We start from the raw sequence: 26497 nt of genomic DNA, 5'->3' as shown, positions 1-26497 counted from the left end.
ATGATAATCCGCGCATGTTGCGAACCGCTCCAGCTTCCTTTCCGTCCGCCCGCACTGCGAATCCCTGGCCTGTGCGGCTGGTGACCGTGCTGGTGTGGACGCTGGCCGCCCTCAGCGTGGCGTTTTGGGCGCTGCGCCTGCTGGGGCCGGGCGGCGAGGCGGCGCCGGCGCCGGTGGCCAAGTCGGCGTTGGCGCAGGCCGACGCCACGGCCGTGGGGCGCCTGCTGGGCGCCACGGTGCAGGTGGCCGCGGCCCCGGTGGTGACCAACAACCGCTATGTGCTGACGGGCGTGGTGGCAGACCGGCGCCAGGGCGGCGCGGCGCTGATCGCCGTGGCCGGCCAGCCGCCCAAGCCGTTCCGCGTGGGTGCCGAGATCGAACCCGGCGTGCGGCTGAGCTCGGTCGGCGCGCGCAAGGCGGTGTTGGCCGCCGCGCCGGACGCCGACCCGCTGGCCACGCTGGAACTGCCGCCGGTCACGCGTTAGGCGGCAAGGCCAGCACGCAACTGGCGCCGCAGGCCAGGCTGTCGGTCGGCCATTGGTCGGCGCGCTCCAGCGGGCCCTTGCCGGACAGCAGCCAGCGCACGGCCTTGATGACGCCGGCATGCGTGACCCACAGCGCCTCGGGCACGTCCAATGCGGTGGTGGCCTGCAGGGCCGCTTGCACGCGCGCGATGAAGTCGCTGACCGATTCGCCGTCGCCCGGACGGTGCCGCGCGAAGTCCTGCGTCCAGGCCGTCATGGCGGCCCGGCCGATGCCGTCCCATGGCTGGCCTTCCCAGTGGCCGAAATCCATCTCGGCCAGGCGTGCATCGGTGCTGAAGCGCAGATCGGGGCGCAGCCGGGCCAGTGCATCGGCCAGGCTGCGGCAGCGGCCGAGCGGCGAGCATGCGCCAGCGACCCCGTGCGGCAGCTCCCGGGCCAGCTGCGCAGCGCATTGCGCCGTATGGGCCGGATCGGCTGGCACGTCGCTGGCGCCGTAGCAGATGCCGGGCGCCAACTGCACCAGCGGATGGCGCACCAGCCACAGCCGCATCAGCCGCGGCCCAGCGCGCAGGCCGCACCCAGGTAGAAGGCGATTTCGCAGACCTGCTGGGTGGCGCCCAGCGCATCGCCGGTGAAACCCTGCAGCCGTTGGCGGAACCAGCGGAACATCCAGGCGGCGGCCAACACCGCGCTGGTGCAGCCATACAGCACGAAGGCCAGGCCCTGGCCCAGGGCGATGCCCAGCAGCGCCGGCAGGCACCACAGCGCACCCAGGCGCAGCGTGTGCACATCGATCTGGTCTGCCAGCGGCTTGGCCTTGGAGCGGGCGGTGTCGCCCACGTGCGGCAGCAGCATGGGCAGGGCCAGCGGCAGCAGGCGCGACAGCACATGCCCGCCCAGCAGCGCCCACAGCAGCGGCGCCAGGCCGGAGCCGCCCACCACCGCCAGCAGCGCGATCTTGGACACCAGGCCCAGCACCAGGGCCATGGCACCGAAGGCGCCGATGCGCGAGTCCTTCATGATGTCCAGTGCGCGCTCGCGGTCCAGGCTGCCGCCCAGGCCGTCGGCCACATCGGCCAGGCCGTCCTCATGGAAACCGCCGGTCATCAGCACGGTGGCCACTGTGCCCAGCGCCGCCACGGCCAGCGGCGTGAAGCCCTGTGCCGGCAGCAGCCACCAGAGCAGGGTGCTGACGCAGCAGGCCCACAGCGCGACGAGCCAGCCAACGCCCGGGAAATGCGCAGCGGCCGCACGCAGCATGGCCTGGTCGAAACCGACCCAGGCCGCGAGGCGGCCCGTCACCGGCACGCGCGTGAAGAACTGCAGCGCGACCAGGTAGTGCCGGATGGCCTGCTGCACGCGCACTCAGGCCTGCAGGAACAGGCGGTAGACCGGGTTGGCGGTCTCTTCGACCCAGGGATAGTCCAGCTGGTCGAGGAACTTGCCGAAGGCCTTGGCCTCGGTGGCCGGCACCTGCATGCCGACCAGGATGCGGCCATAGTCCGCGCCCTGGTTGCGGTAGTGGAACAGGCTGATGTTCCAGTTCGGCTTCATCAGGCTCAGGAACTTGAGCAGCGCGCCGGGGCGCTCGGGGAAGGTGAAGCGCAGCAGGCGTTCGTCGCGCGCCAGTGCCGAGCGGCCGCCCACCATGTGGCGCACATGCTCCTTGGCCAGTTCGTCGTGGGTGAGGTCGATGGCCTCGAAGCCGCTGCGCACGAAGCGCGTGGCCAGCTTGGCCGATTCGCCCTTGCCGTGCGTGGTCAGGCCGACGAACACGTGGGCCTGGGCCGAATCGCTGATGCGGTAGTTGAATTCGGTCACGTTGCGCGGGCCGCCGGGCAGTTGGCCGACCACCTCGCAGAAGCGGCGGAAGCTGCCGCGTTCCTCGGGGATCGTCACCGCGAACAGGGCCTCGCGCTCCTCGCCGACCTCGGCACGCTCGGCCACGAAGCGCAGGCGGTCGAAATTCATGTTGGCGCCGCACAGGATGGCGGCGTAGGTCTCGCCGCGCGTCTTGTGGGTGGCCACGTACTGCTTGATCGCGGCCACGGCCAGCGCGCCGGCCGGCTCCACGATGCTGCGCGTGTCCACGAAGACATCCTTGATGGCAGCGCAGACCGCATCGGTGTCGACCAGCACGTAGTCGTCGACCAGACCGCGCGCGATGCGGAAGGTTTCCTCGCCGACCAGCTTGACGGCCGTGCCGTCGGAGAACAGGCCCACGTCGTCCAGCGTCACGCGCTTGCCGGCCGCGATCGACCGGGCCATCGCGTCGGAATCCGTCATCTGCACGCCGATGACCTTGGTCTCCGGGCGCACGGCCTTGATGTAGTTGGCCACCCCGGAGATCAGGCCGCCGCCGCCGATGGCGACGAAGACCGCGTCCAGGTGTTGAATGCCCAGCCCTTGCAACTGGCGCAGGATCTCCATGGCGATGGTGCCCTGGCCAGCGATCACGTCCGGGTCGTCGAAGGGGTGGACGAAGGTCAGGCCTTCCTTTTTCTCGAGCTTGGCGGCGTGCTGGTAGGCATCGCTGTAGCTGTCACCGTGCAGCACGACCTCGCCACCGAAACCGCGCACAGCATCGATCTTGAGCTGCGGCGTGGTCGTCGGCATCACCACCACGGCGCGCGAGCCGAGCTTGCGGGCACTCATGGCCACGCCCTGTGCGTGGTTGCCGGCCGAGGCGCAGATGACGCCCTTCTTGAGCTGCGCCGGCGTCAGGTGCGCCATCTTGTTGTAGGCGCCGCGCAACTTGAAGCTGAACACGGGCTGCTGGTCCTCGCGCTTGAGCAGCACCGTGTTGTGCAGGCGCAGGCTCAGGGCGCGGGCCGGCTCCAGCGCTGTCTCCGTGGCCACGTCGTAGACCCTGGCGGTGAGGATCTTCTTCAGGTAGTCGGCAGGAGACAGGCGCTTGGTGGAAGGCATGGGATGGAGCGGGAGCGTGCGGTGCGGGGAGCGCGGATCATAGAGAACACCGCACCACGGTGTTTTGCGCCGCACAAAGAAAAAAGCCCCGAACCTTGCGGTTCGGGGCTAATCCACCTTTTCGGAGGGTGGAGGAGACAATCGGTGCGCCGACTTGCGACGCGATGGATGAAGTATAGCCACTATTTTTGTGCGACGCAGCATTGCGTGACATGTCAGCGGTGAATTTTCGTGAAGAATTCGGCACTTTCGCAACGCTGTTTGGCCAGCACAACCCAGGGGTATGTAGAGATGGAATGCACAGTGAGCTGGACCGGCGCCGCCGGCACGCAATCCGGCATGGGCTTCGTGGCGGAAACCGGCAGCGGCCATGTGCTGGCCATGGACGGCGCGCCAGACGAGGCGCGGCCCGAAAACGGGGGGCGCAACTTGGCGCCGCGCCCCATGGAGACCGTGCTCGCCGGCGCGGGCGGCTGCACAGCCTATGACGTGGTGTTGATCCTCAAGCGCGGGCGGCATGATGTGCGCGGTTGCTCGGTCAAGCTCAGCGCCGAGCGCGCCGAGACCGACCCGAAGGTGTTCACGCGCATCCAGATGCACTTCACGGTCACCGGCAAGGGTCTGCAGCCCGCGGCGGTGGAACGGGCGATCGCCATGAGCCACGACAAGTACTGCTCTGCCACCATCATGCTCGGCAAGACAGCCGAGATCGTCACCAGCTTCGAGCTGAAGGACGGCTGAAGCCCTCAGCGCACTGCGCGCGCCGCAGGTGCTTCAGATGCGGTGCGCGGTGGTCGTCATGACCTTCGCTGCCGCGCGCATCAAGCCTTTGGCGAATCGGGGCAAGGGCAGCGCACCGGCCAGGGCGGCATCGCGCGCATGGCGCAGTTCGTCGTCGCGCATCTGGGCCACGATGGCGCGCGACGCATGGTCGCCTTCCGGAAGACGGCCCAGGTGCGAGCCCAGGTGCTCGGCGACCTGCTTTTCGGTCTCGACCACGAAGCCCAGGCTCAACTTGTCGCCGATCTTCCCAGCCACGAAGCCGAGTGCGAATGCACCGGCGTACCAGACGGGGTTCAGCAGCGAGGGCCGCGCGCCCAGTTCCTGCAAACGCTCGGCCGTCCAGGCCAGGTGGTCGGTTTCCTCGCGGCTCGCTTCCTGGAAATGGGCGCGGAGCGCCGGGTCCCGCGTGGCGAGGGCCTGGCCCGTGTAAAGCGCCTGGGCGCACACCTCTCCCACATGGTTGACGCGCATCAGCGAGCCCGACAACTGCTTCTCCTCGTGCGCCAACGCAGTGGCCTGCTCCGGCAAGGTGGGGCAAGGCCGGCTCGCCCGGGCTTGCACGAACAGCGTTCGGAGGGCGGAGTCGACGGTGCTGAGCAGTGTGTCCATGGGCGGCAGGTCGCGAAAAACCCAGTATAGGGGCCGGTCTGCGACATCTGAGCGCGTTGGCACAGCCCCCCATGCTCGTGCGGGCTGTTGTAACCATGCAACGAAAAAGAGCCTTCTTCGGCCTTTTCTTTTGCCCAAGGTCACCTGTTCTGGTGCAATACGCCCAACTTCCCAAAAGGAGGTTGGCCCGGGACTCCGGTGAGATCGAACAAAAGTGCTGAAGCACGACGCGGTCTCTTCGAACCGGAGCCCTCTGTTTAACCTTGGAGAATCTCGCAATGAAAAAGAGTCTGATCGCTTTGGCCGTGCTGGCTGCTTCCGGCGCTGCCATGGCCCAGTCGTCTGTCACCCTGTACGGCGTGCTGGACATTGGCTTCGGTAAGGTCAAGGACGGCAAGTGGGGCATGAACAACGGTGAAGGCTATGCCGGCACCCAAGACGGTTTCAACAGCACGTCGGTGATCGGCTTCCGTGGCACGGAAGATCTGGGCGGCGGTCTGAAGGCCAACTTCAACCTGCAATCCGGCGGTCTGGATCTGTCCACTGGCGGCACTTCTGTTGCTTTCAGCCGTGAAGCCTGGGTGGGCCTGGAAGGCGCTGGCTGGGGTGCGATCCAGTTGGGCCGCTCGTCGTCCATCGGCGCCAAGGTGATGGGTGCCTATGACTTCAACGGCACTTCCTACTCCTCCGCTTATGACCGCGCCGGCATCAGCGCTGTGACCTGGTACGGTTCTTCGCGTCGTAGCAGCCAATTGCAATACACCTCGCCGAACTTCGGTGGTGTGGTGGTGCGCGCTGGCTTCACGGCCAAGGGTGACGAAGGTGGCGTGCAGGGCATCGGCGTGCCGGACGCTTCCAAGAACCGCTACAGCCTGGGTGCAACGTTCGCCAACGGCCCGCTGTCTGTCAGCGCCATTGCCGAGACCAAGTCTGCAGAAGGCCTGCGCACTGCCTACGCAGTGGGCGTGAGCTACGACCTGAGCGTTGTGAAGCTGGCCGCAACGTACAACCGTCGTGAGCGCGACGGCGACCTGACGCGCAACTACAACACGTTCAGCGCTGGTGGCGCGGCTGGCAGCGGTGGTCAACTGGCCGGTGGCAAGGGCTGGACCTTGGCTGCAGTGGCTCCCTTCGGCCCTGCAAACGTTGGTGTGGCATACGCCCGCAATACGGAAGCCGACATCCAAGCTCTCGAACTGTTCGCCAACTACGCTCTGTCCAAGCGCACCCGTCTGTACATCGACTTCGCAAAGGGCTACGACCAAAACGCGATCACCGCTGTCAACGCAAACGGCCGCGGCTTGGCCTCTGCCAACCCCTACGCCGTCGGCGTGGGCGTTGTCCACACGTTCTAATCCAAAGGCTGCCTGAGCGCAGCCTGGCGATTGCAATGTATATAGCCGCCGCGTCGCAAGACCGGCGGCTTTTTCGTGCGTGCTGCTTTTGAGGGGATCCGGATTGATGCGCTTCGTGCTCGTGGCCCTGTTTGCCTTTCAATTGGCGGGTTGCGCATCCTGGCGCACGGACAAAGACGCACCGAACACCGCGGCGTCCATCGCCGAGACGCCCTGGGGCAAGGCGTCATTGCCGCAAGCACAGGGCAAGCCATGGCAGCACCTGCCCTTGCCAGGCAAGCGCACGACGCGGTTCGACGCCGTGCAAGTGGACGGCCGCGCGGCCATGGCTGTGACTGCCGACGCCTCCGCCAGCATGGTGCGCAAGCAGCTGCATGTGCCGGCTGCTGAATTGGGCAAGTTGTCGTTCTCCTGGAAAGTTCCGGCCCTGATCCCCGGGGCCGACATGGCCGTCCGCGATGCCGACGATGCGCCCGTCCGGCTGGTGTTGGCCTTCGAAGGCGACCGCAGCCGCTTCTCTGCCAAGAACGCGATGCTCTCCGAACTGGCGCGTGCCCTGACCGGGGAGGAGATGCCTTATGCCACGCTGATGTACGTATGGTGCAACACCCGCCCGCCAGGCACCGTGGTGCTGAATCCGCGCACCGACCGGATCCGCAAGATCGTGGTGGAGTCCGGTCCCGGCAGCCTGGGTGTGTGGCGCGATTACCAACGCGATGTGCGTGCCGATTTCATCCGGGCCTTCGGTGAAGAGCCGGGTGCGCTGGTCGCCGTGGGCATCATGACGGACTCCGACAACACCGGTGGCCATGCACGGGCGTGGTATGGCCCGCTGAACCTGCACCAGACAATGGCAGCCGCTCCCTGAGCGCATGGGGAAACTCCGGCTGCCCGGCCTGGCCCGCTTGTTGCATAGTGGAATCTCCTTTTTTGAGAGTCTGCCCATGCAAAAAATTGCCTTGTTCTGTACCGGTGCATTCGTCGCTTTGACCCTCGGGACTGCCGTGCAGGCCAAGACCTTCAAATGGTCCAGTGCCAGCGACATTCCCACGATGGACATCCACTCGCAGAACAACGCGCTGGGCAACGGCGTGCATGCCTCCATGTACGACTCGCTGGTCTACTACAACAGCAAGACCTTCAAGCCCGATGCGCAGCTGGCCACCGAATGGAAGCAGGTCAGTCCCACGCAGGTGCGCTTCTCCTTGCGCAAGGGCGTGAAGTTCAGCGACGGCTCGCCCTTCTCCGCGGACGACGTGGTGTTCTCGCTCACGCGCGCCATGGCCAAGACTTCCAACTACGCGGTCTACGCACAGGGCATCGACAAGGTGGTCAAGGTCGACGACAACACGGTCGACGTGATGCTCAAGGCACCCACGCCCACGCTGATCAACCAGCTGACCGAGCTGCGCATCATGAGCAAGGCCTGGGCCGAGAAGAACAAGTCCGTCGAGCCCAAGGACATCAAGACGCAGGACGAGACCTTCGCGCACCGCAATGCCATGGGCACCGGCCCCTACATGCTCAAGGAGTGGCAGCCCGACCAGCGCATGGTGCTGGTGGCCAACCCGCACTACTGGGGCAAGAACTCGGGCAACGTGACGGAGATCGTCTATACCCCGATCAAGGCGCAGGCCACGCGGCTGGCGGCGCTCCTGTCCGGCGAGACCGATTTCGTGCTCGATCCCAGCCCGCAGGACTTGGGTCGGCTGCGCAGCAATGCCGAGATGAAGGTCATGGACGGCGTGGAGAACCGCACCCTGTTCCTGGGCATGGACCAGTTCCGCGACGAACTGGTCGGCTCCAGCGTCAAGGGCAAGAACCCGCTCAAGGACCTGCGCGTGCGCAAGGCGCTGTACCAGGCCATCGACATCAGCGCCATCCAGCGCGTGACGCTGCGCGGCCTGGGGGAGAGCACCGGCACGCTGGTCTCGCCGCAGGTCAACGGCTGGACCAAGAAGGCCGACGCGCGCTGGCCCTACGATGCCAAGGCGGCGCAGAAGCTGTTGGCCGATGCCGGCTACCCGCAGGGCTTCGAGGTCGACTTCGCGTGTCCCAACAACCGCTACATCAACGACGAGGCGGTCTGCCAGGCCATCACGGCCATGTGGGCACGCGTGGGCGTGAAGGCCAAGCTGCGCACCCTGCCGCTGGTCACCTACTTCCCGATGATCCAGCGCTACGAGGCCAGCATCTACATGCTGGGCTGGGGCGTGCCGACCTTCGATGCGCTGTACAGCCTGCAATCGCTGGTGCGCTCGGTCGGTGCTGGCGGCGACGGCAACTACAACGTGGGCCGCTATTCCAACCCGCAGATGGATGCGCTCATCGAGCGTGTCAAGGTCGAGACCGATCTCAAGAACCGCAACGAGCTCATCGAGAAGGCCCTGATCCTCTCGCACGAAGATGTCTCGCACCTGCCCCTGTACAACCAGGTCATCCCCTGGGCCATGAAGAAGAACATCGAGGTCGTGCACCGCGCCGACAACCGCCTCGACTGGCGCCTGATCAAGGTCAACTGATCTTGCGGGCCTGACGGCGCGCAAGGTGCGCCGCCGGGCTCCTGGAGCCTCAACCGATGTTTGCATTCATCCTGCGCCGGCTGCTGCAGGCCGTGGTGGTGATGGTGGCCGTGGCCTTCATCGCCTTTCTGCTGTTCCAGTATGTCGGCGATCCGGTGGTATTCCTGCTCGGGCAGGACGCCACGCCCGAGCAGATCCGCGAACTGCGTGAGGCTCTGGGCCTGGACCGCCCGTTCATCGTGCAGTTCTGGCACTTCCTCTACAACGCGGCGCAGGGCGAGTTCGGCCTGTCGCTGCGCCAAGGGGCGAAGGTGTCGCGGCTGATCGCCGAGCGCTTCCCGGCCACGCTGGAATTGGCGCTGGTCGCCGCGCTGATCGCGCTGCTCGTCGGCGTGCCCGCCGGCGTTTACGCCGCGCTGCGCCGCGGCAGTTTCATGAGCCAGGTGCTGATGACGCTGTCGCTGCTGGGCGTGTCGCTGCCGACCTTCCTGATCGGCATCCTGCTGATCCTGGTGTTCGCGGTCTGGCTGGGCTGGTTCCCGAGCTTCGGGCGCGGCGAGACGGTGCAGCTGGGCTGGTGGAGCACCGGCCTGCTGACGCCCAAGGGTTGGCACCACATCATGCTGCCGGCCATCACGCTGGCGATCTTCCAGCTCACGCTGATCCTGCGGCTGGTGCGTGCCGAGATGCTGGAGGTGCTGCGCACGGACTACATCAAGTTCGCGCGGGCGCGCGGCTTGTCGGACCGTGCCATCCACTTCGGCCATGCGCTCAAGAACACGCTGGTGCCGGTGATCACCATCACCGGCCTGCAGCTGGGCACGCTGATCGCGTTCTCCATCATCACCGAGACGGTGTTCCAGTGGCCCGGCATGGGCCTGCTGTTCATCCAGGCCGTGACCTTCGCGGACATCCCGGTCATGGCGGCCTACCTGTGCCTGATCGCGCTGATCTTCGTGACCATCAACCTCGTCGTCGACCTGCTGTACTTCGCGGTCGACCCGCGGTTGCGCCTCGGCAAGTCGGGGGGACATTGATGCAGGCATCCGTGTTGCGTGCGGGCGGGCGTGCATTCGCCCACATTGCGCAGTTCCACCCCGAGCTCACGGCGTTGCGGCGCGACCTGCATGCGCATCCCGAGCTGGGCTTCGAGGAGGTCTACACGGCGGCCCGTGTGGCCGACGCGCTGCGGCTGTGCGGCGTGGACGAGGTCCACACCGGCATCGCCAAGACGGGGGTGGTGGGCCTGGTGCGCGGGCGCAGCACCGCCAGCGGGCGCCTGCTGGGCCTGCGCGCCGACATGGACGCGCTGCCGATGGCGGAGCAGGGCGAACGCGACTGGCGCTCCGCGCGCAGCGGCCTCATGCACGGCTGCGGCCACGACGGCCACACCGCCATGCTGGTCGGTGCGGCGCGCTACCTGGCCGAGACGCGCAACTTCGACGGCACGGCCGTGCTGATCTTCCAGCCGGGCGAAGAAGGTTTTGCCGGCGCGCGCGCCATGCTGGAGGACGGCCTGTTCGACCGCTTCCCCGTGCAGTCCGTGTTCGCCATGCACAACTGGCCCGCCATGGCGCCCGGCACCATCGGCCTGAACAGCGGCGCCATGATGGCGGCGGCCGACCGCGTGACGATCCGCGTGATCGGCAAGGGCGGCCATGGCGCCCACCCCTACCAGACGGTGGACCCGGTGCTGGTCGCCGCCCACATCATCACGGCGGCGCAAAGCATCGTCTCGCGCAATACCCGGCCCGTCGATGCCGCGGTGCTGAGCCTGTGCGCCATGCAGGCAGGCGATCTCGGCGCCATGAGCGTGGTGCCCGGAGAGGCCACGCTGGTCGGCACCGTGCGCACCTTCGATGCCGCCGTGCAGGCGCTCGTGGAGCGGCGCCTGTCCGAACTGTGCACCGCAGTTGCCCAGGGCTTCGGCGCCCAGGCGGAGGTGCGGTTCGAGCGCATTTACCCGGCCACCATCAACCACCGCGCGCAGGCCTTGTTCGCTGGGGACGTGGCCGAGCGCCTCGTCGGCCCTGAGCGCCTGGTGCGCGACATGGAGCCGAGCATGGGGGCCGAGGACTTCTCCTTCATGCTGCAGGCCAGGCCGGGTGCCTACCTGCGCATCGGGCAGGGTGCGCCGGACGGGTGCTACCTGCACAACAGCCGCTACGACTTCAACGACGACATCCTGCCCCTGGGTGCGGCGCTGCATGCCGGGCTCGTCGAGCAAGGCATGCCGCTGCCCGCGTCCAACCCCACCTGAGTCTTTCACCGGAGCCCAAGCCATGCCCACCAAGCCCCGCCTCGCTGCACTGACTGCTTCCCTGCTGCTGGCCGCGTGCCTTTCGGCGCAGGCCGTCACGCTGCGCATCGCCAACCAGGGCGACGCCACCTCGCTCGACCCGCATTCGCTGCAGGAGTCGCTGCAACTCACGGTGACCGGCAACGTCTACGAGCCGCTGGTCACGCGCGGTGCCGACTTCAAGCTCACTGCCGCGCTGGCCACCGACTGGAAGCAGACGGCGCCCACAGTCTGGCGCTTCAACCTGCGCAAGAACGTGCAGTTCCACGACGGCACGCCGTTCACGGCCGATGACGTGATCTTCAGCTACGACCGTGCGCGCGGCGAAGGCTCGGACGTCAAGAGCTACGTGGGCCAGATCAAGCAGATCAACAAGATCGACGACCACACCATCGACGTGGTGACGACGATGCCGTTCCCGATCCTGCCCGACCTCATCACCAACTGGTACATCATGAGCAAGAAGTGGTGCGAGGCCAACCAGGCCGTGCGCCCGGTGGACCGGCGCAAGGGCATCGAGAACGCCGCCTCGTTCCGCACCAACGGCACCGGCCCGTTCCGCGCGCGCGAGCGCCAGCCCAATGTGCGCTCGGTGTTCACGCGCAGTCCCAACTACTGGGGCAAGCTCGACAGCAATGTCGACGAGGTGGTCTTCAACGTGGTGGGCAACGACGCCACGCGCGTGGCGGCCCTGCTGTCCGGCGAGGTCGACGTGATGGAGCCGGTGCCGGTGCAGGATGTCGAGCGCATCAAGCGCGACGGCAAGGCCAATGTGTTGCAGGGCCCCGAATTGCGCGTCATCTTCCTGGGCATGGACCAGAAGCGCGACGAACTGCTCTTCTCCAACATCAAGGGCAAGAACCCGTTCAAGGACAAGCGTGTGCGCCAGGCCTTCTACCAGGCCATCGACATCGAGACGATCCGCACGCGCGTGATGCGCAACTCGGCCATTCCGGTGGGCTTGATGATTCCGCCGCAGGTGCGCGGCTACGCCAAGGACCTGGACAAGCGCCTGCCCTATGACACCGAAGCCGCCAAGAAGCTGATGGCCGAAGCCGGCTACCCGAACGGCTTCGAAGTCAAGATGAACTGCCCGAACGACCGCTACGTGAACGACAGCGACATCTGCCAGGCGGTCGCAGCCAGCTTGGCGCGCATCGGCGTGAAGATCAACCTGGAAGCCGAAACCAAGGCCACCTACTTCCAGAAGATCCTGAGCCGCAACACCAGCTTCTATATGCTGGGCTGGGTGGCCAGCACGGTGGACGTGCACAACGTGCTCTTCCCCATCATGGGCACGCCGGGCGAGGGTGGCCGCGGCCAGTTCAACCTGGGCGCCTACAGCAATCCCAAGCTCGACGCGCTGACCGACCAGATCGCCTCGGAGGTCGACGACACCAAGCGCATGGCCATGATCCACGAGGCCATGAAGATGCACCAGGACGACATCGGCCACATCCCGCTGCACCAGCAAACCCTGAACTGGGCCGTGCGCAAGGGCGTCACGGTGGTGCAGCTGCCGGACAACTTCATGCCCTGGAAGTTCATTCAGGTCGGCAAGTGATGCAGGCGGCAACACGCGGCGGCTGGTTCCACCGTGCCTGGGACAGCGATGTCGGCCACAGTTTCCGCACCTCGCCCACGGCGGTCGTCGCGGGCGCCGTGGCGCTGGTGTGCATCTTCTGCGCCTTCTTCGCGCCTTGGGTCGCGCCGCACAACCCGTTCGACCTGGCAACGCTGGAGCTCAGCGACGCACGGCTGCCGCCGGCCTGGCAGGCCGAGGGCACCTCCAAGTACCTGCTGGGCACGGACGACCAGGGCCGCGACATCCTGTCGGCCCTGATGTATGGCGCACGCATCTCGCTGGTGGTGGGCCTGGCTTCGGTGGTGTTGTCGCTCCTGGTCGGCGTGAGCCTGGGCCTGCTCGCGGGTTTCAAGGGCGGCTGGATCGATGCTGCGCTGATGCGCCTGTGCGACGTGATGTTGTCGTTCCCGGCCATCCTCGTGGCCCTGCTGATCGCCGGCGTCGGCCGCGCGCTGTTTCCCAATGCCCACGAAGGCCTGGCCTTCGGCGTGCTGATCATCTCGATCTCGCTGACCGGCTGGGTGCAGTACGCGCGCACCGTGCGCGGTTCCACGCTGGTGGAGCGCAACAAGGAGTATGTGCAGGCCGCCCGCGTGACCGGCGTTTCGCCGCTGCGCATCATGCGCCGCCATGTTCTGCCCAATGTGACGGGCCCCGTCATGGTGCTGGCCACCATCCAGGTGGCCACGGCCATCATCACCGAGGCCACGCTGTCGTTCCTGGGCGTGGGGGCACCGCCTACGTCGCCTTCGCTGGGCACGCTGATCCGTGTGGGCAACGACTACCTGTTCTCCGGCGAATGGTGGATCACGCTGTTTCCCGGGTTGATGCTGGTGCTGATCGCGCTCAGCGTGAACCTTCTGGGCGATTGGCTGCGCGACGCGCTCAATCCCCGCCTGCGCTGACCTGCGCACATTGCCAGCCACAAGCCAGCCTCCATGTCCCTGCTAGAAGTCCAGAACCTGGTCGTCGAATTCCCCAGCCGGCGCGGCACGCTGCGCGCGCTGGACGACATCTCCTTCTCCATCGCTCCCGGCGAAATCCTCGGCGTGGTGGGCGAGTCCGGCGCGGGGAAGTCGCTGACCGGCGCGTCCATCATCGGCCTGCTGGAGCCGCCGGGACGCATCGCCAGCGGGCAGATCCTGCTGGAAGGCCAGCGCATCGACAACCTGGACCACGATGCCATGCGCCGCATCCGCGGCCGGCGCATCGGCGCCATCTTCCAGGACCCGCTGACCTCGTTGAACCCGCTGTACTCGGTCGGCCGCCAGCTCACCGAGACCATCCTGGCGCACCTGCCGGTGAGCGCGGCCGAAGCACGCAAGCGCGCCATCGGCCTGCTGCAGGACACCGGCATTCCGGCGGCCGAGCAGCGCATCGACCACTACCCGCACCAATTCTCTGGCGGCATGCGCCAGCGCGTGGTGATTGCGCTGGCGCTGGCGGCCGAGCCCAAGCTCATCGTGGCCGACGAACCCACCACGGCGCTGGACGTGTCGATCCAGGCGCAGATCATCCAGCTGCTCAAGCGCGTGTGCCAGCAGCACGGCGCGGCCGTGATGCTGATCACGCACGACATGGGCGTGATCGCCGAGACCTGCGACCGCGTGGCCGTGATGTATGCCGGCCGCATCGCCGAGATCGGCCCCGTGCACGCTGTCATCAACCACCCGGCCCATCCCTACTCCGACGGCCTCATGGCCGCCATCCCGGACATCACCGTCGACCGCGAGATGCTCAACCAGATCGATGGCTCCATGCCGCGGCTCAACGCCATACCGCAGGGTTGCGCCTTCAATCCGCGCTGCCCCAAGGTGTTCGACCGTTGCAAGGTGGATCGCCCCGAGCTCATGGACGCCGGTGCCAGCCGCGCGGCCTGCTGGCTGCACGCCGGGGGCGCACGATGAGCGCGCTGGTCCAGGCGCACGACCTGGCCAAGGTCTTCGACGTCTCGCCGCCGTGGCTCAACCGCGTGATCGAGCGCAAGCCCAGGGCTTTGCTGCATGCGGTCGACGGTGTGAGCTTCTCGATCGAGAAGGGCAAGACGCTGGCCCTGGTGGGCGAGTCCGGCTGTGGCAAGAGCACTGTCGCGCGCCTGCTGGTCGGCCTGTACGCACCCACACGCGGTGGGCTCACCTTCGACGGACAAGATGCGCAGGCCGCGTTCAAGGCGTCCGAGGGACGCGCCGGCAGCGAAGGCGCGGCGCTGCGCCGGCGCATCCAGATGATCTTCCAGGACCCCTACGCGAGCCTGAACCCGCGCTGGGTGGTCGAGGACATCATTGCCGAGCCACTGCTCGAGCACGGGCTGATCCACGACAGGGAAGGCCGCCGTACCCGCGTGGGCGAATTGCTGCAGTCCGTCGGCCTGTCGCCGCTGGACATGGCCAAGTACCCGCACCAGTTCTCGGGCGGCCAGCGCCAACGCATTTCGATCGCGCGCGCCCTGGCCACCCAGCCCGACTTCCTGGTCTGCGACGAGCCGACCTCGGCGCTCGATGTGAGCGTGCAGGCCCAGGTGCTCAACATCATGAAGACGCTGCAGCGCGAGCGCGGCCTGACCTACCTGTTCATCTCGCACAACCTCGCGGTGGTGCGCCATGTGAGCGACGAGGTGGGCGTGATGTACCTCGGCCGCCTCGTGGAGCTGGCCGACAAGCAGAGCCTGTTCGCCGAGCCGCGCCACCCCTACACGCGCATGCTGCTCGATGCGATCCCCAAGATGCACGACACCGGCCGCGCCCGCACGCCGGTGCAGGGCGAGGTGCCCAATCCTCTGAACCCGCCCACCGGGTGCAGCTTCAACCCACGCTGCCCCCACGCCAATGCGCGCTGCAGGGCAGAGCGACCGCTGATGCAGAAGATCGGCGGCGTGACCGTTGCCTGCCACGCCGTGGAAGAGGGCCGGATCTAGGCTCCCGCGGATGCCGCCAGCGCCGCTGCGCTGACATCCATGCGGTACTGGTACACGCGTGCGCTGACGAGCTGGCCGTAGGCGGGCGCTGGCCGCGGCAGTGCGGCCACGATGCGCTCAGCCGCCGGCACGCTGGTGCATTCGAGCACCACATAGCAGTCCTGGCCACCCACGTAGCTGTCGTCGGCCGTGACGGGGCGCGACAGCCGCGGCTCGGCTTCCACGAAGTGGATGGACCCGGCCCCCGGTTGCTGCATCAGGTTCAGCAGCCCCGCCAGCGCCGGCAGCATGGCGGGCGCGCCGGTCGGGCGCAGCCGCAGCAGCAGCACGGCGACGCCGCGCACGCTTCCCCGGCTGTGCACGAGGCGGCCGACCACCCGTGTGGGGCCGATGAAGCGCGTGATGTGGTGCATCGACCAGTCGGTCTGGTTCGCCAGCGCTGCGCGGTAGGCCGGGCCGTCCAGCACGCCCACATCCACCGTGTTGTAGATCTGCAGGTAGCGCGTCGGCGCGTCGACCGATGCGTAGCGGCGGCCGTCCAGGAAGCCGGGGATTGCCACGCGTTCGGCCATGTGTTCGACGTCGTTCCAGGTGTTGAAGTCCGCGTCTTCGTGCGGCAGCACCTCCATCGACGAGATCAGGATGCCGGTTCCAGTGAAAACCATGGTGTCTGCTCCTGCCTGTTCAGTCGATGCGGATGTTGGCGTCGGTGATGACCTTCTCCCACTTGAGCCGGTCGCGCTGCATGGTGTCCGCCAGCTTCTGCGGAGGGCCGCCTTCGATGTCCATGCCCAGTTCCGTCAACCGGGCTTTCACAGCCGGGTCGTGCAGGATCTCATTGACGCGCTGGTTCAACTGCGCCACGACAGCCGTGGGCGTGCCGGCGGGTGCCAGCAGGCCGAACCAATGCAGGAGTTCGAAGTTGGCGAAGCCGGGTGTTTCCGCAACGGTCGGCAGGCCCGGGTAGGCTGGGGAGCGCTTCGCTGTCGTCACCGCGAGGGCACGCAGCTTGCCCACCGTGGCCATGGGCATGGACTCGGGGCCGATCGCCATCATCACCTGCACCTGGCCCGACATGAGGTCCTGCAGCGCCGGCGCCCCGCCCTTGTACGGTACGTGCGTGAGGTCCAGCGTCGCGAGGCGCTTGTACAGCTCCATGCCCAGGTGGCTGGGATTGCCGGCACCACTGGAGGCATAGCTCACCGCGCTCGGCGCGGCACGCAGGTGGGCCGTGAGTTCGGCGAACGTGCGCACCGGCAACGCGGGGTGGACCATCACGATGCTGGGCAGCGTGACCAGCATGGCGAGCGGGGCGAAGTCCTTCTGCGCGTCGTAGGCCAGCCGGCCCTTGTAGAGCGTGGGATTGACCGACAGGCCCGCGGTGGACGCAAGCAGCAGCGTGTAGCCGTCCGCCTTGCTCTTGGCGACGAAGCCAGCACCGATCTGCTCGGTCGCGCCGGGCTTGTTCTCGACCAGCACAGGCTGGCCGAGGCGCTGTGCCAGTTGCTGGCCGACCAAGCGTGCCACGGTGTCCGAGGCGCCGCCGGGCGGGTAGGGCACGACGATGCGCACGGGCTTGTCGGGGTAGTCCGTCGCGCCGGCCAGGCCCGACAGCGCGAGCGAGAGCACGCACAGCAGCTGTTTGAAAGAGGTCTTCGTGCTGGTCGGGCCAAGGGGCGACGGCACGGGCAGCCCGCGCTGCAGGCCATCGCGGAAGCGACGGCGAAGGCCATGGCGCACGGGGTGAAGGGCGAGGGCGCCGTTCACAGCGGCGCTCCCAGGTCGGCCACTGCGGCTTGGGCCACGCGCAGCAGCGCATGGTCGGCGCCGGCCCGGCCGACCAGCTGCAGCCCGATCGGCCGGTCCTCATCGTCCTGACCGGCCGGCAGCGCGATGCCGCACAGCGCCAGCAGGTTGATGGGCCGCGTGAAATGCACGGGCGCCATGCCGTGGTCGATGTCCTGCAGGCGCGGCGCCGCCATCGCCGTGACCGGCATCGCCAAAGCGGCCAGGTCCAGGCGGTCCATCTCGGCGGCGAAGTGCTGCTGCCATTGCGCAGCCGTCGCCTGGGCCTGCAGGTACTCCATGGCCGGTGTGGCGCGCGCGGCCACCAGGCGTGGGCGCACGGCCGGGTCGATCGGCGCGTCGGGATCGTCCAGGAAACGGGCGTTCACCCAGGCGCCCTCGGTGATCATGATGGCGTTGGTCGGCTCCTTGAACTCGGCCAGCGGGGCCGGGAACCGGAACGGCACCAGGGTCCACCCCGCCCGCTCCAGCCGGCGCAGCAGGTCCGCCAGGCTGCGGGCCAACGCCGGTTCCAGCGCTGCCAGCTCGGCCGGTTCCAGCACGCCGAGGCGCCGGCCGGAGGCGGCCGTTGCGGCCGGGGCGCCGGCCAGTGCCTCAAAGCACAGGCGGGCGTCGTCGACCGAGCTGACCAGCAGGCCGAGGCTGTCCAGCGTCTTGCTCAGTGCGTAGACGCCCGTGCGCGGCAGTGCGTCGATGGTGGGCTTGAAGCCGACGATGCCGCAGAACGCGGCCGGCACGCGGACGGAGCCACCGGTGTCCGAGCCCACGGCCCAGGGCACGAGGTGCGCCGCCACGGCCACCGCCGAGCCGCTGCTGGAGCCACCTGGCGCCAGCACCGCGTCCGGTCGGCCGCAGGGGTTGCGCGGCGTGCCCATGTGCGGGTTCGTGCCCCAGGCGCCGAGCGCGAACTGGACGAGGTGCGTCTTGCCGACGACGATGCCGCCGGCCTCGGCGATGCGCCGCACGATAGCGGCGTCCTGCCGCGCGGTGTTGCCCGCCAGCAAGGGCGAGCCTGCCGTCGTCGGCTTGCCTTCGATGTCCACGAGGTCCTTCAGCGCCACCGGGATGCCGTGCAGCGGCCCGCGGTCGTGGCCGGCGCGCAATTCCTCGTCGGCGCGTGCGGCGGCGGCCAGCGCCTCCTGGGGGTAGACGGCGAGGAAGCTTTTGCAGTGTCCGTCGTGGGCCGTGATGCGCTGCAGGCATTCCTGCGTGAGCGACTGCGATGTGATGGTGCCGTCGCGCAGTGCGCTTGCGAGTTCGGCCAAGGGGGGGAAAGGCGGGGGGAGGGTGTCAGCGTTCATGGCGGGCATCGTAGGCAGGCATGCCCTGCGCCGCTATTGATCAATTCTGAGCATGCTTGATACAGCTTCCTTATCAGCATGTGCCGCGCTGCAGCCGCTTGGCTGGCGGGCGCTCAGGTGTAGCGCTTGCTGCGCAGGTTGTCCTTGATGTCCTGCAGCAGCGGCTGCAGGCGCGCGCCGCCGATGCGCAGCGCCACGCAGGTGGCCAGGATGTCGATCACCATGAGGTGCAGCAGCCGCGACACCATGGGGCTGTAGCGGTCGTAGCCCTCCGGGTGGTCCGCCGCCAGGTGGATGTTGCCGGCCACGGCCAGTGGCGAGCCGCTGGCGGTCAGCACGATGACCGTGGCGCCCTTGCGCTGCGCGATGTCGCAGGCGTCCATGAGGTCGCGCGTGCGGCCCGAGTTGGAGATGACCAGCACGCAGTCGCCCGCGCGCAGCATCGAGGCCGCCATGACCTGCATGTGGCCGTCGCTGTAGCTGATGGTGTTGACGCCCAGCCGGAAGAACTTGTGCTGCGCGTCCTGGGCCACGATGCCCGAGTTGCCCACGCCGTAGAACTCCACGCGCCGGCCGGTTTCGTGCGTGGCGGCCAGCACGGTTACCGCCCTCTCGATGGCGCCGACGCCCGCATCGTTGCGGTACTTGAGGAAGGCCGCCACGGTGTTGTCGATGACCTTGACCATCACGTCGCCGGTCTTGTCGTCCATGTCCACCGAGCGGTGGATGAAGGGCACGCCCTCGCTCACGCTGCCGGCCAGCTTGAGCTTGAAATCCACCAGCCCGTCGTAGCCCACGCTGCGGCAAAAACGCACCACCGTGGGCTTGCTGACGTGGGCCATCTCCGCCAGTTCGCCGACCGGCAGCGAAGCGAACACCCGCGGGTCGTTCAGCACCAGCTTGGCGACGCGCTGCTCGGCGGGCGCCAGCGAGGGCAGACAGGCGCGGATCCGCTCGAGCATGGCGATCAGGCTTCCTCGCTCCAGTAGAAGCCGTCTCGCGCGATCATGGCGCTGGACGCGCTCGGTCCCCAGGTGCCGGCGGCGTAGCTGCGCGGCGGGCGGCTCTCGTTCTTCCAGTACTCCAGGATGGGTTCGACCCAGCGCCAGGCCGCCTCCTGCTCGTCGCTGCGCACGAACAGGTTGAGCCGGCCGTCCAGCACGTCGAGCAGCAGGCGTTCGTAGGCGCCCACGCGCTCGCTGCCGAAGCGCTTGTCGAAGTCCAGGTCGGCCTGCACCGGCGCCAACTGCTCGGCGCGGCCGCTGCGCTTGCGGCTGCCCTGGCCCTGGGCCATCAGGTGCAGCTCCAGCCCGTCCTTGGGCTGCAGGTTGATGACCAGCCGGTTGAAGCTGCCCTGCGGCGTGTCGTAGATCGCATGCGGCGTGGGCTTGAAGTTGACCTCGATGCGCGCATCGCGCGAAGACAGCCGCTTGCCGGTGCGGATATAGAAGGGCACGCCGGCCCAGCGCCAGTTCTCGATCTCGGTGCGCAGCGCGACGAAGGTCTCGGTGCGGCTTTCCGGATCGACACCGGGCTCTTCCAGGTAGCCCGGCACGCGCGCGCCATACGCGGTGCCTGCCGCGTACTGGCCACGCACGGTGTGCAGGCCCAGCGTTTCAGGGTTCCAGCGCTTGAGCGAGCGCAGCACCTTGAGCTTCTCGTCGCGGATCGCGTCGGCGTGGGCGTTGATGGGCGGCTCCATCGCGATGGCGCAGACCAGCTGCAGCGCGTGGTTCTGCACCATGTCGCGCAGCGCGCCGGTCTGGTCGTAGAAGGCGCCGCGTTTTTCGACGCCCAGGTCTTCGGCGATGGTGATCTGGATGTTGGCGATGTACTCGCGGCGCCAGACCGGCTCGAACAGCGCATTGCCGAAGCGCATGGCGAACAGGTTCTGCACCGAGGGCTTGCCCAGGTAGTGGTCGATGCGGAACACCTGATTCTCGGCCAGCACGCTGCCCACGGCCTGGTTGATGGCGCGGTTGGAGGCCAGGTCGTGGCCCAGCGGTTTTTCTAGCACCACGCGCGTCTTGGGCCCGTTGAGCTTGGCCGCGGCGATCTGCTCGACCACCTGCGTGAAGAGAGCAGGCGCGGTCGCCACGTACATCACGAGCGAATCGGCATCGCGCGCCAGCAGCGTGTCGGCCAGCGCCGCGAAGTCCTGCGGCTTGGACAGGTCCACGCGCTGGTAGTGCAGCAGCTCGGCGAAGCGCTTGAACTCCTCGACGTTGGGGCGCTTGTCACCCTCCACGGCATCGAAGCGCGACCCGATCAGCGCGCGGTAGTCGTCGTCGCTGAGGTCGTCGCGGGCCACGCCGATGATGCGGCCATTGGCCGGCAGGGTGCCGTGGCGGAAGGACTGGAACAGGGCAGGCATCAGCTTGCGCCAGGCCAGATCGCCGGTGCCGCCGAAAAGAACAAGGTCGAAGCTCATGGTTGTTACATGAAAAGGTGGGTGGGACTGTAACTTAGTTTCATGGTCGGGCATACTGCTCGCGCTGCGCGATGCGGCCTTCGCTGACCTGGCCCCGTGTGTGCTTGCCGTATCCTTTGCGCACCTTGCCATCCCTTGCAATAGCCTTGCCACCCGCCATGAACCAACTCGATGCCCTCAAGGCGCTCACGACCGTCGTTGCCGACACCGGCGACTTCAAGCAGCTCGGTGCCTACAAGCCGACCGACGCGACGACCAACCCCTCGCTGATCCTCAAGGCCGTGCAGCAGCCGGACTACGCGCCGCTGCTCAAGGATGCCGTGGCGCGCTTTCGCGGCAAGGCGCTGGACGAGGTCATGGACCGGCTGCTCGTGCGTTTCGGCTGCGAGATCCTGGCCATCATCCCGGGCCGCGTGTCGACCGAAGTCGATGCGCGCCTGAGCTTCGACACCGCCGCCACCGTGGCGCGCGGGGAGCGCCTGATCGCGCTGTACGCGGCCGAAGGCATCGCCAAGGAGCGCGTGCTGATCAAGGTGGCTTCCACCTGGGAAGGAATCCAGGCGGCTGCCGAGCTCGAGAAAAAGGGCATCCGCACCAACCTCACGCTGCTGTTCTCGTTCTGCCAGGCGGTGGCCTGCGGCGCCGCCAAGGTGCAGCTGATCTCGCCCTTCGTCGGCCGCATCTACGACTGGTACAAGAAGTCCGCTGGCAGCGCGTGGGACGAGGCTGCCAGCAGCGGCGCCAACGACCCGGGCGTGCGCTCGGTGCGCCAGATCTACGAGTACTACAAGCGCTTCGGCATCGCCACCGAGGTGATGGGCGCGAGCTTTCGCAACACGGGCCAGATCACGGCCCTGGCCGGTTGCGACCTGCTCACCATCAGCCCCGACCTGCTGGCCAAGCTGGCAGCCAGCGAAGAGCCGCTCACGCGGGCGCTGGATGCGGAGGCCGCAGGCAAGCTCGACCTCGCTCCCGTGCAGTACGACGAGGCGGGCTTCCGCTACGCGCTGAACGAGGACGCCATGGCCACCGAGAAGCTGGCCGAGGGCATCCGCGCGTTTGCGGTGGACGCCGTCAAGCTCGAAAAGCTCATGCAGGCGGCCTGAAATGGCTTGGGCCGACCGACCCCGCTGCGACCAGCTGCCCGCCTGGGGCCAGCTGCGCGCACTGAGCCAGTCCCTGAAGACGGGCTACGACGTGCGCGCTGCGTTGGCCGACGACCCCGGCCGGGTGCCGCGCTTCAGCCAGCAAGCACCCGAGGTGTTCGCCGACCTGTCCAAGAACTGGATCGACGCCGGCATCGAGAACGCGCTGTTCGACCTGGCCGAGCAGGCCGGCATGCCGGCGCACCGCGACGCCATGTTCGCTGGCGAGCGCATCAACAACACCGAGCAGCGCGCCGTGCTGCACACCTTGCTGCGCGCGCCGGCCGGCACGCCGCAGGCCACGCCCGACCTGGATGCGGCTCTGGCCGAGGTGCACGCAACGCTGGACGCCATGCTGGCCTACGCTGAGCGGGTGCGCGCCGACGGCCAGATCACCGACATCGTCAACATCGGCATCGGCGGCTCCGACCTCGGCCCGCAGATGGTGGTGCGCGCGCTGGACGCTTACGCCGCGCCCGAGCGGCGCCTGCACTTCGTCAGCAATGTGGACGGCCACGAGCTGGACGCCGTGTTGCGCCGCCTCAAGCCCGAAAGCAGCCTGTTCCTCATCGCGTCCAAAACCTTCACCACCGCCGAGACCATGGCCAACGCGCGTTCGGCGCTGGCCTGGTTCCAGCGCGAGGGCGGAAGCGACGTGGCACGCCACTTCGCTGCGCTGTCGAGCAACGTCGAGGCTGCGCGTGCCTTCGGCATCACCAACATCTTCGGCTTCTGGGACTGGGTGGGCGGGCGCTACTCGCTGTGGTCCGCGATCGGCCTGCCGATCGCGATCGCCATCGGCGCCGAGCGCTTCCGCGAACTGCTGGCCGGCGCCCACGCCATGGACCGGCATTTCCGCGAAGCGCCGCTGCAGGCCAACCTGCCGGCGCGGCTGGGCCTGCTGGATGTCTGGTACCGCAACTTCCTGGGCTTCACGAGCCGCAGCATCGCGCCCTACCACAGCGCGCTCGCACGCTTGCCGGCCTACCTGCAGCAGCTGGAGATGGAGAGCAACGGCAAGCGGGTGGACCGCCGTGGCGGCGCGCTGCCCTACGGCACCTCGCCGGTGCTCTGGGGCGAGCCTGGCACCAATGGCCAACACGCCTACTTCCAGATGCTGCACCAGGGCACGGATGTGGTGCCGGTCGAGTTCATCGCCGTGCGCGAGGCCACCCACAGCCTGCCGGGCCACCAGAGCGCGCTGCTGGCCAACGCGCTGGCCCAGGCCCAGGCCCTGATGCAGGGCAAGCCCGATGCCGGTGGCCACCGCGACTTCCCGGGCAACCGGCCCAGCAGCTTCCTGCTGCTGCAGCAACTCACGCCGCGCAGCCTGGGCGCGCTGGTCGCACTGCAGGAGCACCGTGTGTTCACCAGCGGCTCCGTCTGGGGGATCAACAGCTTCGACCAGTGGGGCGTGGAACTGGGCAAGGTGTTGGCCAAGGACATCGAGCCGCGCCTGGCCAGTGGCGACGCCAGCGGGCTGGACGCCTCCACCGCCGGCCTGCTGCAGCGCCTGCGCGGCTGAGGACCACCATGCCGGCACTGCGCTTGTCCATCGAAGGTGCCGCCGACCCTGGGGCGGTGTTCGGCCCGCAGGGCGGCACGCTGGGCCGGGCCTCCCAGAACACCCTGGTGCTCAGCGATGCAGAGCGTTCGGTGTCGCGCCTGCATGCACGCGTGGAATGGCGGCCGACCGGCTTCGTGCTGGTCAACATGGGCCTGAACACCATCATCCACAACGGCGGCCTGCTGGCCACGGCCGAGGAGGCGGCGCTGGCCGCAGGCGACGTGCTGCGCATCGGTCGGTTCTCCTTGCTGGTGTCCGACGCGGGCGAGCATGAGTTGGCGCCCGGTGACGAGGAGGCCTTGTTCGACGACATGACCGGCGAGCCGCTGTCCCGGCATGTGCCGCCCTGGCCCGACCTGGCCCTGTTCGACGACTCCTCGGCCGGTTTCGTCGCATCGGGCATGGGTGCGTCGTCGCAGGCCGGCCCGGCGCAGGGCACGGTAGGCGACCTGTTGCAGGGCATGGGGTGCTCATGTGCAGCGCTGCCGGCCGCGGTCACGGCCCAGCAGGCCGGCGAGTTGATGCGCAGTGCCATCGAGGACACGCTGCGCACCTGGATCCCGCACTGCTCGCCGGCCGCGCAGCAGGCCTGGTTCACGAGCTTCGAGGAAGCGCTGGCCCGCGTCAGCCAGGCCCAGGCGCGTGTAGAGCATCGCGACAACCCCGCCGGCTGAGCGGCGCCCGGAATGCAAAAAGCCCCGCAGCTTGCGCCGCGGGGCTTTTTCTTGGGCGGTGCGGCTTTGCAGCCGCACCGGGCAGGCATTACATGCCCATGTCGCCCATGCCACCCATGCCGCCCATGCCACCAGGCATGCCACCGGCAGGAGCGTCGTCCTTCGGTGCTTCGGCAATCATGGCTTCGGTCGTCAGCATCAGCGAGGACACGGAAGCCGCGTTCTGCAGAGCCGTACGGGTCACCTTGGTCGGGTCCAGGATGCCCATCTCGATCATGTCGCCATAGGTGTCGTTGGCGGCGTTGAAGCCGTAGTTGCCCTTGCCGTTCAGCACTTCGTTGACGACGACGGAGGCTTCGCCACCGGCGTTGTAGACGATCTCGCGCAGGGGCGCTTCGATGGCCTTCAGCACCAGCTTGATGCCGGCGTCCTGGTCAGGGTTGTCGCCCTTGATGGTGCCAGCGGCTTGCTTGGCGCGCAGCAGCGCAACGCCGCCACCAGCCACGATGCCTTCTTCGACGGCAGCACGGGTGGCGTGCAGTGCGTCTTCGACACGGGCCTTCTTTTCCTTCATTTCGACTTCGGTGGCAGCGCCGACCTTGATCACGGCAACACCGCCGGCCAGCTTGGCCACGCGCTCTTGCAGCTTTTCACGGTCGTAGTCGCTGGTCGCTTCTTCGATCTGAACGCGCACTTGCTTGACGCGGGCTTCGATGTCGGCAGCAGCACCGGCGCCATCGATGATGGTGGTGTTTTCCTTGCCCACTTCGATGCGCTTGGCTTGGCCCAGGTCGGCCAGGGTGACCTTCTCGAGCGTCAGGCCGACTTCTTCAGCGATGACCTTGCCGCCCGTCAGGATGGCGATGTCTTCCAGCATGGCCTTGCGGCGGTCGCCGAAGCCAGGTGCCTTGACGGCCACGACCTTCAGGATGCCGCGGATGGTGTTGACCACCAGGGTCGCCAGCGCTTCGCCGTCGACTTCTTCGGCAATGATCAGCAGCGGACGGCCAGCCTTGGCGACGGCTTCCAGCGTGGGCAGCAGTTCGCGGATGTTGCTGATCTTCTTGTCGAACAGCAGCACGAAGGGGTTGTCCAGCAACGCGGCTTGCTTTTCCGGGTTGTTGATGAAGTAGGGCGACAGGTAGCCGCGGTCGAATTGCATGCCTTCGACGACATCCAGCTCGTTGTCCAGGCTCTTGCCGTCTTCGACGGTGATGACGCCTTCCTTGCCGACCTTGTCCATCGCGTCAGCGATGATCTTGCCGATGGATTCGTCGCTGTTGGCCGAGATGGAGCCGACTTGCGCGATTTCCTTGGAGGTGGTGGTGGCCTTGGAGGCCTTCTTCAGCTCGGCGATCAGGGCGGTGACCGCCTTGTCGATGCCGCGCTTCAGGTCCATCGGGTTCATGCCGGCGGCCACGTACTTCATGCCTTCGCGCACGATGGCCTGGGCCAGCACGGTGGCGGTGGTGGTGCCGTCGCCAGCGTTGTCGGAGGTCTTGGAAGCGACTTCCTTGACCATCTGGGCGCCCATGTTCTGGAGCTTGTCCTTCAGCTCGACTTCCTTGGCCACGGACACGCCGTCCTTGGTCACGGTGGGGGCGCCGAACGAGCGCTCCAGCACCACGTTGCGGCCCTTGGGGCCCAGGGTGACCTTGACCGCGTTGGCCAGGATGTTCACGCCTTCGACCATACGGGCGCGGGCTTCACCGCCGAAAATGACGTCTTTTGCTGCCATGAGAGTTTCTCCGGATTCGATTCAGTAAGAGGGTGCGAGGCGAGAAATTACTTCTCGACGACTGCGAACAGGTCGTCTTCCTTCATCACCAGCAGTTCGTCGCCATCGACCTTGACGGTCTGGCCCGAGTACTTGCCGAACAGCACGCGGTCGCCGACCTTGATCGACAGCTCGATGCGCTTGCCGTTGTCGTCCAGCTTGCCCGGGCCAACGGCCAGGACTTCGCCTTGATCGGGCTTTTCGGCAGCGTTGTCGGGGATCACGATGCCAGAGGCAGTCTTGGTTTCGCTTTCAATGCGCTTGACGATCACGCGATCGGCCAAAGGACGAAGTTTCAATTGCAGCTCCTGAAGAA

The 26497-nt window shown here is 67.5% G+C and carries 25 protein-coding genes; 14 read left to right on the top strand and 11 right to left on the bottom strand.

Annotated elements, in window-relative coordinates:
- The first annotated feature begins 71 nt into the window (after positions 1-71).
- A complete protein-coding gene (locus DES41_RS09170) occupies positions 72-485 on the top strand; it encodes a type II secretion system protein N (RefSeq protein ID WP_245965633.1) in 414 nt (137 codons plus the stop codon).
- On the opposite strand, the gene DES41_RS09165 is transcribed toward DES41_RS09170, so the two are convergent.
- The 3 genes from DES41_RS09165 to ilvA are packed head-to-tail and all read right to left on the bottom strand — an operon-like array spanning position 475 to position 3413.
- Positions 475-1035: a histidine phosphatase family protein gene (locus DES41_RS09165; RefSeq protein ID WP_114467323.1), complete on the bottom strand. Its 561-nt coding sequence runs from the start codon at positions 1033-1035 to the stop codon at positions 475-477. The two genes, DES41_RS09170 and DES41_RS09165, sit on opposite strands and share 11 nt — an antisense overlap.
- On the bottom strand, positions 1035-1844 hold the full coding sequence (locus DES41_RS09160; protein WP_114467803.1) for an adenosylcobinamide-GDP ribazoletransferase: 810 nt from the start codon (positions 1842-1844) through the stop codon (positions 1035-1037). Before DES41_RS09160 ends, DES41_RS09165 begins: the two co-directional genes overlap by 1 nt.
- A gap of 6 nt (positions 1845-1850) precedes the next feature.
- On the bottom strand, positions 1851-3413 hold the full coding sequence (gene ilvA, locus DES41_RS09155) for a threonine ammonia-lyase, biosynthetic (protein WP_114467322.1): 1563 nt from the start codon (positions 3411-3413) through the stop codon (positions 1851-1853).
- Positions 3414-3704: 291 nt separating this feature from the next.
- Between ilvA and DES41_RS09150 the strand changes: the two genes are divergently transcribed.
- Positions 3705-4154: an OsmC family protein gene (locus DES41_RS09150; protein ID WP_114467321.1), complete on the top strand. Its 450-nt coding sequence runs from the start codon at positions 3705-3707 to the stop codon at positions 4152-4154.
- Positions 4155-4187: 33 nt separating this feature from the next.
- Here DES41_RS09150 and coq7 read toward each other — a convergent pair whose 3' ends face one another.
- A complete protein-coding gene (gene coq7 / locus DES41_RS09145) occupies positions 4188-4805 on the bottom strand; it encodes a 2-polyprenyl-3-methyl-6-methoxy-1,4-benzoquinone monooxygenase (protein ID WP_114467320.1) in 618 nt (205 codons plus the stop codon).
- Positions 4806-5083: 278 nt separating this feature from the next.
- Between coq7 and DES41_RS09140 the strand changes: the two genes are divergently transcribed.
- The 9 genes from DES41_RS09140 to DES41_RS09100 all read left to right on the top strand — a co-directional run bounded on the left by DES41_RS09140 (position 5084) and on the right by DES41_RS09100 (position 15480).
- A complete protein-coding gene (locus tag DES41_RS09140) occupies positions 5084-6160 on the top strand; it encodes a porin (protein WP_114467319.1) in 1077 nt (358 codons plus the stop codon).
- A gap of 106 nt (positions 6161-6266) precedes the next feature.
- Complete coding sequence (locus DES41_RS09135; RefSeq protein WP_114467318.1) at positions 6267-7028, top strand: DUF3047 domain-containing protein; 762 nt, start codon at positions 6267-6269, stop codon at positions 7026-7028.
- Positions 7029-7104: 76 nt separating this feature from the next.
- Complete coding sequence (locus DES41_RS09130) at positions 7105-8682, top strand: ABC transporter substrate-binding protein (protein WP_114467317.1); 1578 nt, start codon at positions 7105-7107, stop codon at positions 8680-8682.
- 56 nt (positions 8683-8738) lie between these two features.
- Positions 8739-9719, top strand: a complete 981-nt coding sequence (locus DES41_RS09125; RefSeq protein ID WP_114467316.1) for an ABC transporter permease — start codon at positions 8739-8741, stop codon at positions 9717-9719.
- Positions 9719-10942: a M20 aminoacylase family protein gene (locus DES41_RS09120; RefSeq protein ID WP_114467315.1), complete on the top strand. Its 1224-nt coding sequence runs from the start codon at positions 9719-9721 to the stop codon at positions 10940-10942. Before DES41_RS09125 ends, DES41_RS09120 begins: the two co-directional genes overlap by 1 nt.
- 22 nt (positions 10943-10964) lie before the next feature.
- Positions 10965-12545, top strand: coding sequence for an ABC transporter substrate-binding protein (locus tag DES41_RS09115; protein ID WP_114467314.1), 1581 nt, complete (start codon positions 10965-10967; stop codon positions 12543-12545).
- The gene (locus DES41_RS09110) at positions 12545-13471 is read left to right on the top strand and encodes an ABC transporter permease (protein WP_114467313.1); all 927 of its coding nucleotides are present in this window, start codon (positions 12545-12547) and stop codon (positions 13469-13471) included. The genes DES41_RS09115 and DES41_RS09110 overlap by 1 nt, the downstream gene beginning before the upstream one ends.
- Before the next feature lie 33 nt (positions 13472-13504).
- The gene (locus DES41_RS09105; protein ID WP_114467312.1) at positions 13505-14473 is read left to right on the top strand and encodes an ABC transporter ATP-binding protein; all 969 of its coding nucleotides are present in this window, start codon (positions 13505-13507) and stop codon (positions 14471-14473) included.
- Positions 14470-15480, top strand: coding sequence for an ABC transporter ATP-binding protein (locus DES41_RS09100; RefSeq protein ID WP_114467311.1), 1011 nt, complete (start codon positions 14470-14472; stop codon positions 15478-15480). Before DES41_RS09105 ends, DES41_RS09100 begins: the two co-directional genes overlap by 4 nt.
- On the opposite strand, the gene DES41_RS09095 is transcribed toward DES41_RS09100, so the two are convergent.
- The 5 genes from DES41_RS09095 to zwf form a co-directional block, all read right to left on the bottom strand.
- Positions 15477-16145, bottom strand: a complete 669-nt coding sequence (locus DES41_RS09095) for a hypothetical protein (protein WP_114467310.1) — start codon at positions 16143-16145, stop codon at positions 15477-15479. The two genes, DES41_RS09100 and DES41_RS09095, sit on opposite strands and share 4 nt — an antisense overlap.
- 19 nt (positions 16146-16164) lie before the next feature.
- Complete coding sequence (locus tag DES41_RS09090) at positions 16165-17247, bottom strand: Bug family tripartite tricarboxylate transporter substrate binding protein (RefSeq protein WP_245965632.1); 1083 nt, start codon at positions 17245-17247, stop codon at positions 16165-16167.
- Positions 17244-18551 carry an amidase gene (locus DES41_RS09085; protein WP_245965631.1) on the bottom strand — a complete coding sequence of 436 codons (1308 nt, stop codon included), beginning with the start codon at positions 18549-18551 and terminating at the stop codon, positions 17244-17246. The genes DES41_RS09090 and DES41_RS09085 overlap by 4 nt, the downstream gene beginning before the upstream one ends.
- Before the next feature lie 149 nt (positions 18552-18700).
- On the bottom strand, positions 18701-19549 hold the full coding sequence (locus DES41_RS09080) for a MurR/RpiR family transcriptional regulator (RefSeq protein ID WP_114467309.1): 849 nt from the start codon (positions 19547-19549) through the stop codon (positions 18701-18703).
- Between the two features lie 5 nt (positions 19550-19554).
- Entirely contained in the window at positions 19555-21018 is a 1464-nt protein-coding gene (gene zwf, locus DES41_RS09075; protein ID WP_114467308.1) for a glucose-6-phosphate dehydrogenase, read from the bottom strand.
- Positions 21019-21176: 158 nt separating this feature from the next.
- Between zwf and tal the strand changes: the two genes are divergently transcribed.
- From tal to DES41_RS09060, 3 genes are read left to right on the top strand one after another with little or no spacing between them, the layout of a single operon-like run.
- Positions 21177-22124 (top strand): transaldolase, encoded by a 948-nt coding sequence (gene tal, locus DES41_RS09070; protein ID WP_114467307.1) that lies wholly within the window; start codon positions 21177-21179, stop codon positions 22122-22124.
- Position 22125: 1 nt separating this feature from the next.
- The gene (gene pgi, locus DES41_RS09065) at positions 22126-23688 is read left to right on the top strand and encodes a glucose-6-phosphate isomerase (RefSeq protein ID WP_114467306.1); all 1563 of its coding nucleotides are present in this window, start codon (positions 22126-22128) and stop codon (positions 23686-23688) included.
- 8 nt (positions 23689-23696) lie between these two features.
- Complete coding sequence (locus DES41_RS09060; protein ID WP_114467305.1) at positions 23697-24404, top strand: FHA domain-containing protein; 708 nt, start codon at positions 23697-23699, stop codon at positions 24402-24404.
- A gap of 88 nt (positions 24405-24492) precedes the next feature.
- Here the strand turns inward: DES41_RS09060 and groL are convergent, their stop codons facing one another.
- Positions 24493-26142 (bottom strand): chaperonin GroEL, encoded by a 1650-nt coding sequence (gene groL, locus DES41_RS09055; protein ID WP_114467304.1) that lies wholly within the window; start codon positions 26140-26142, stop codon positions 24493-24495.
- Between the two features lie 47 nt (positions 26143-26189).
- Positions 26190-26480, bottom strand: a complete 291-nt coding sequence (gene groES, locus DES41_RS09050; RefSeq protein ID WP_114467303.1) for a co-chaperone GroES — start codon at positions 26478-26480, stop codon at positions 26190-26192.
- Positions 26481-26497 lie beyond the last annotated feature (17 nt).

This window comes from Pseudorhodoferax soli (assembly GCF_003337555.1).
In the GTDB taxonomy this organism is placed as follows: domain Bacteria; phylum Pseudomonadota; class Gammaproteobacteria; order Burkholderiales; family Burkholderiaceae_C; genus Pseudorhodoferax; species Pseudorhodoferax soli.
The sequence above is the reverse complement of the archived record's forward strand: the minus strand, read 5'-3'. Positions and strand labels throughout refer to the sequence as shown.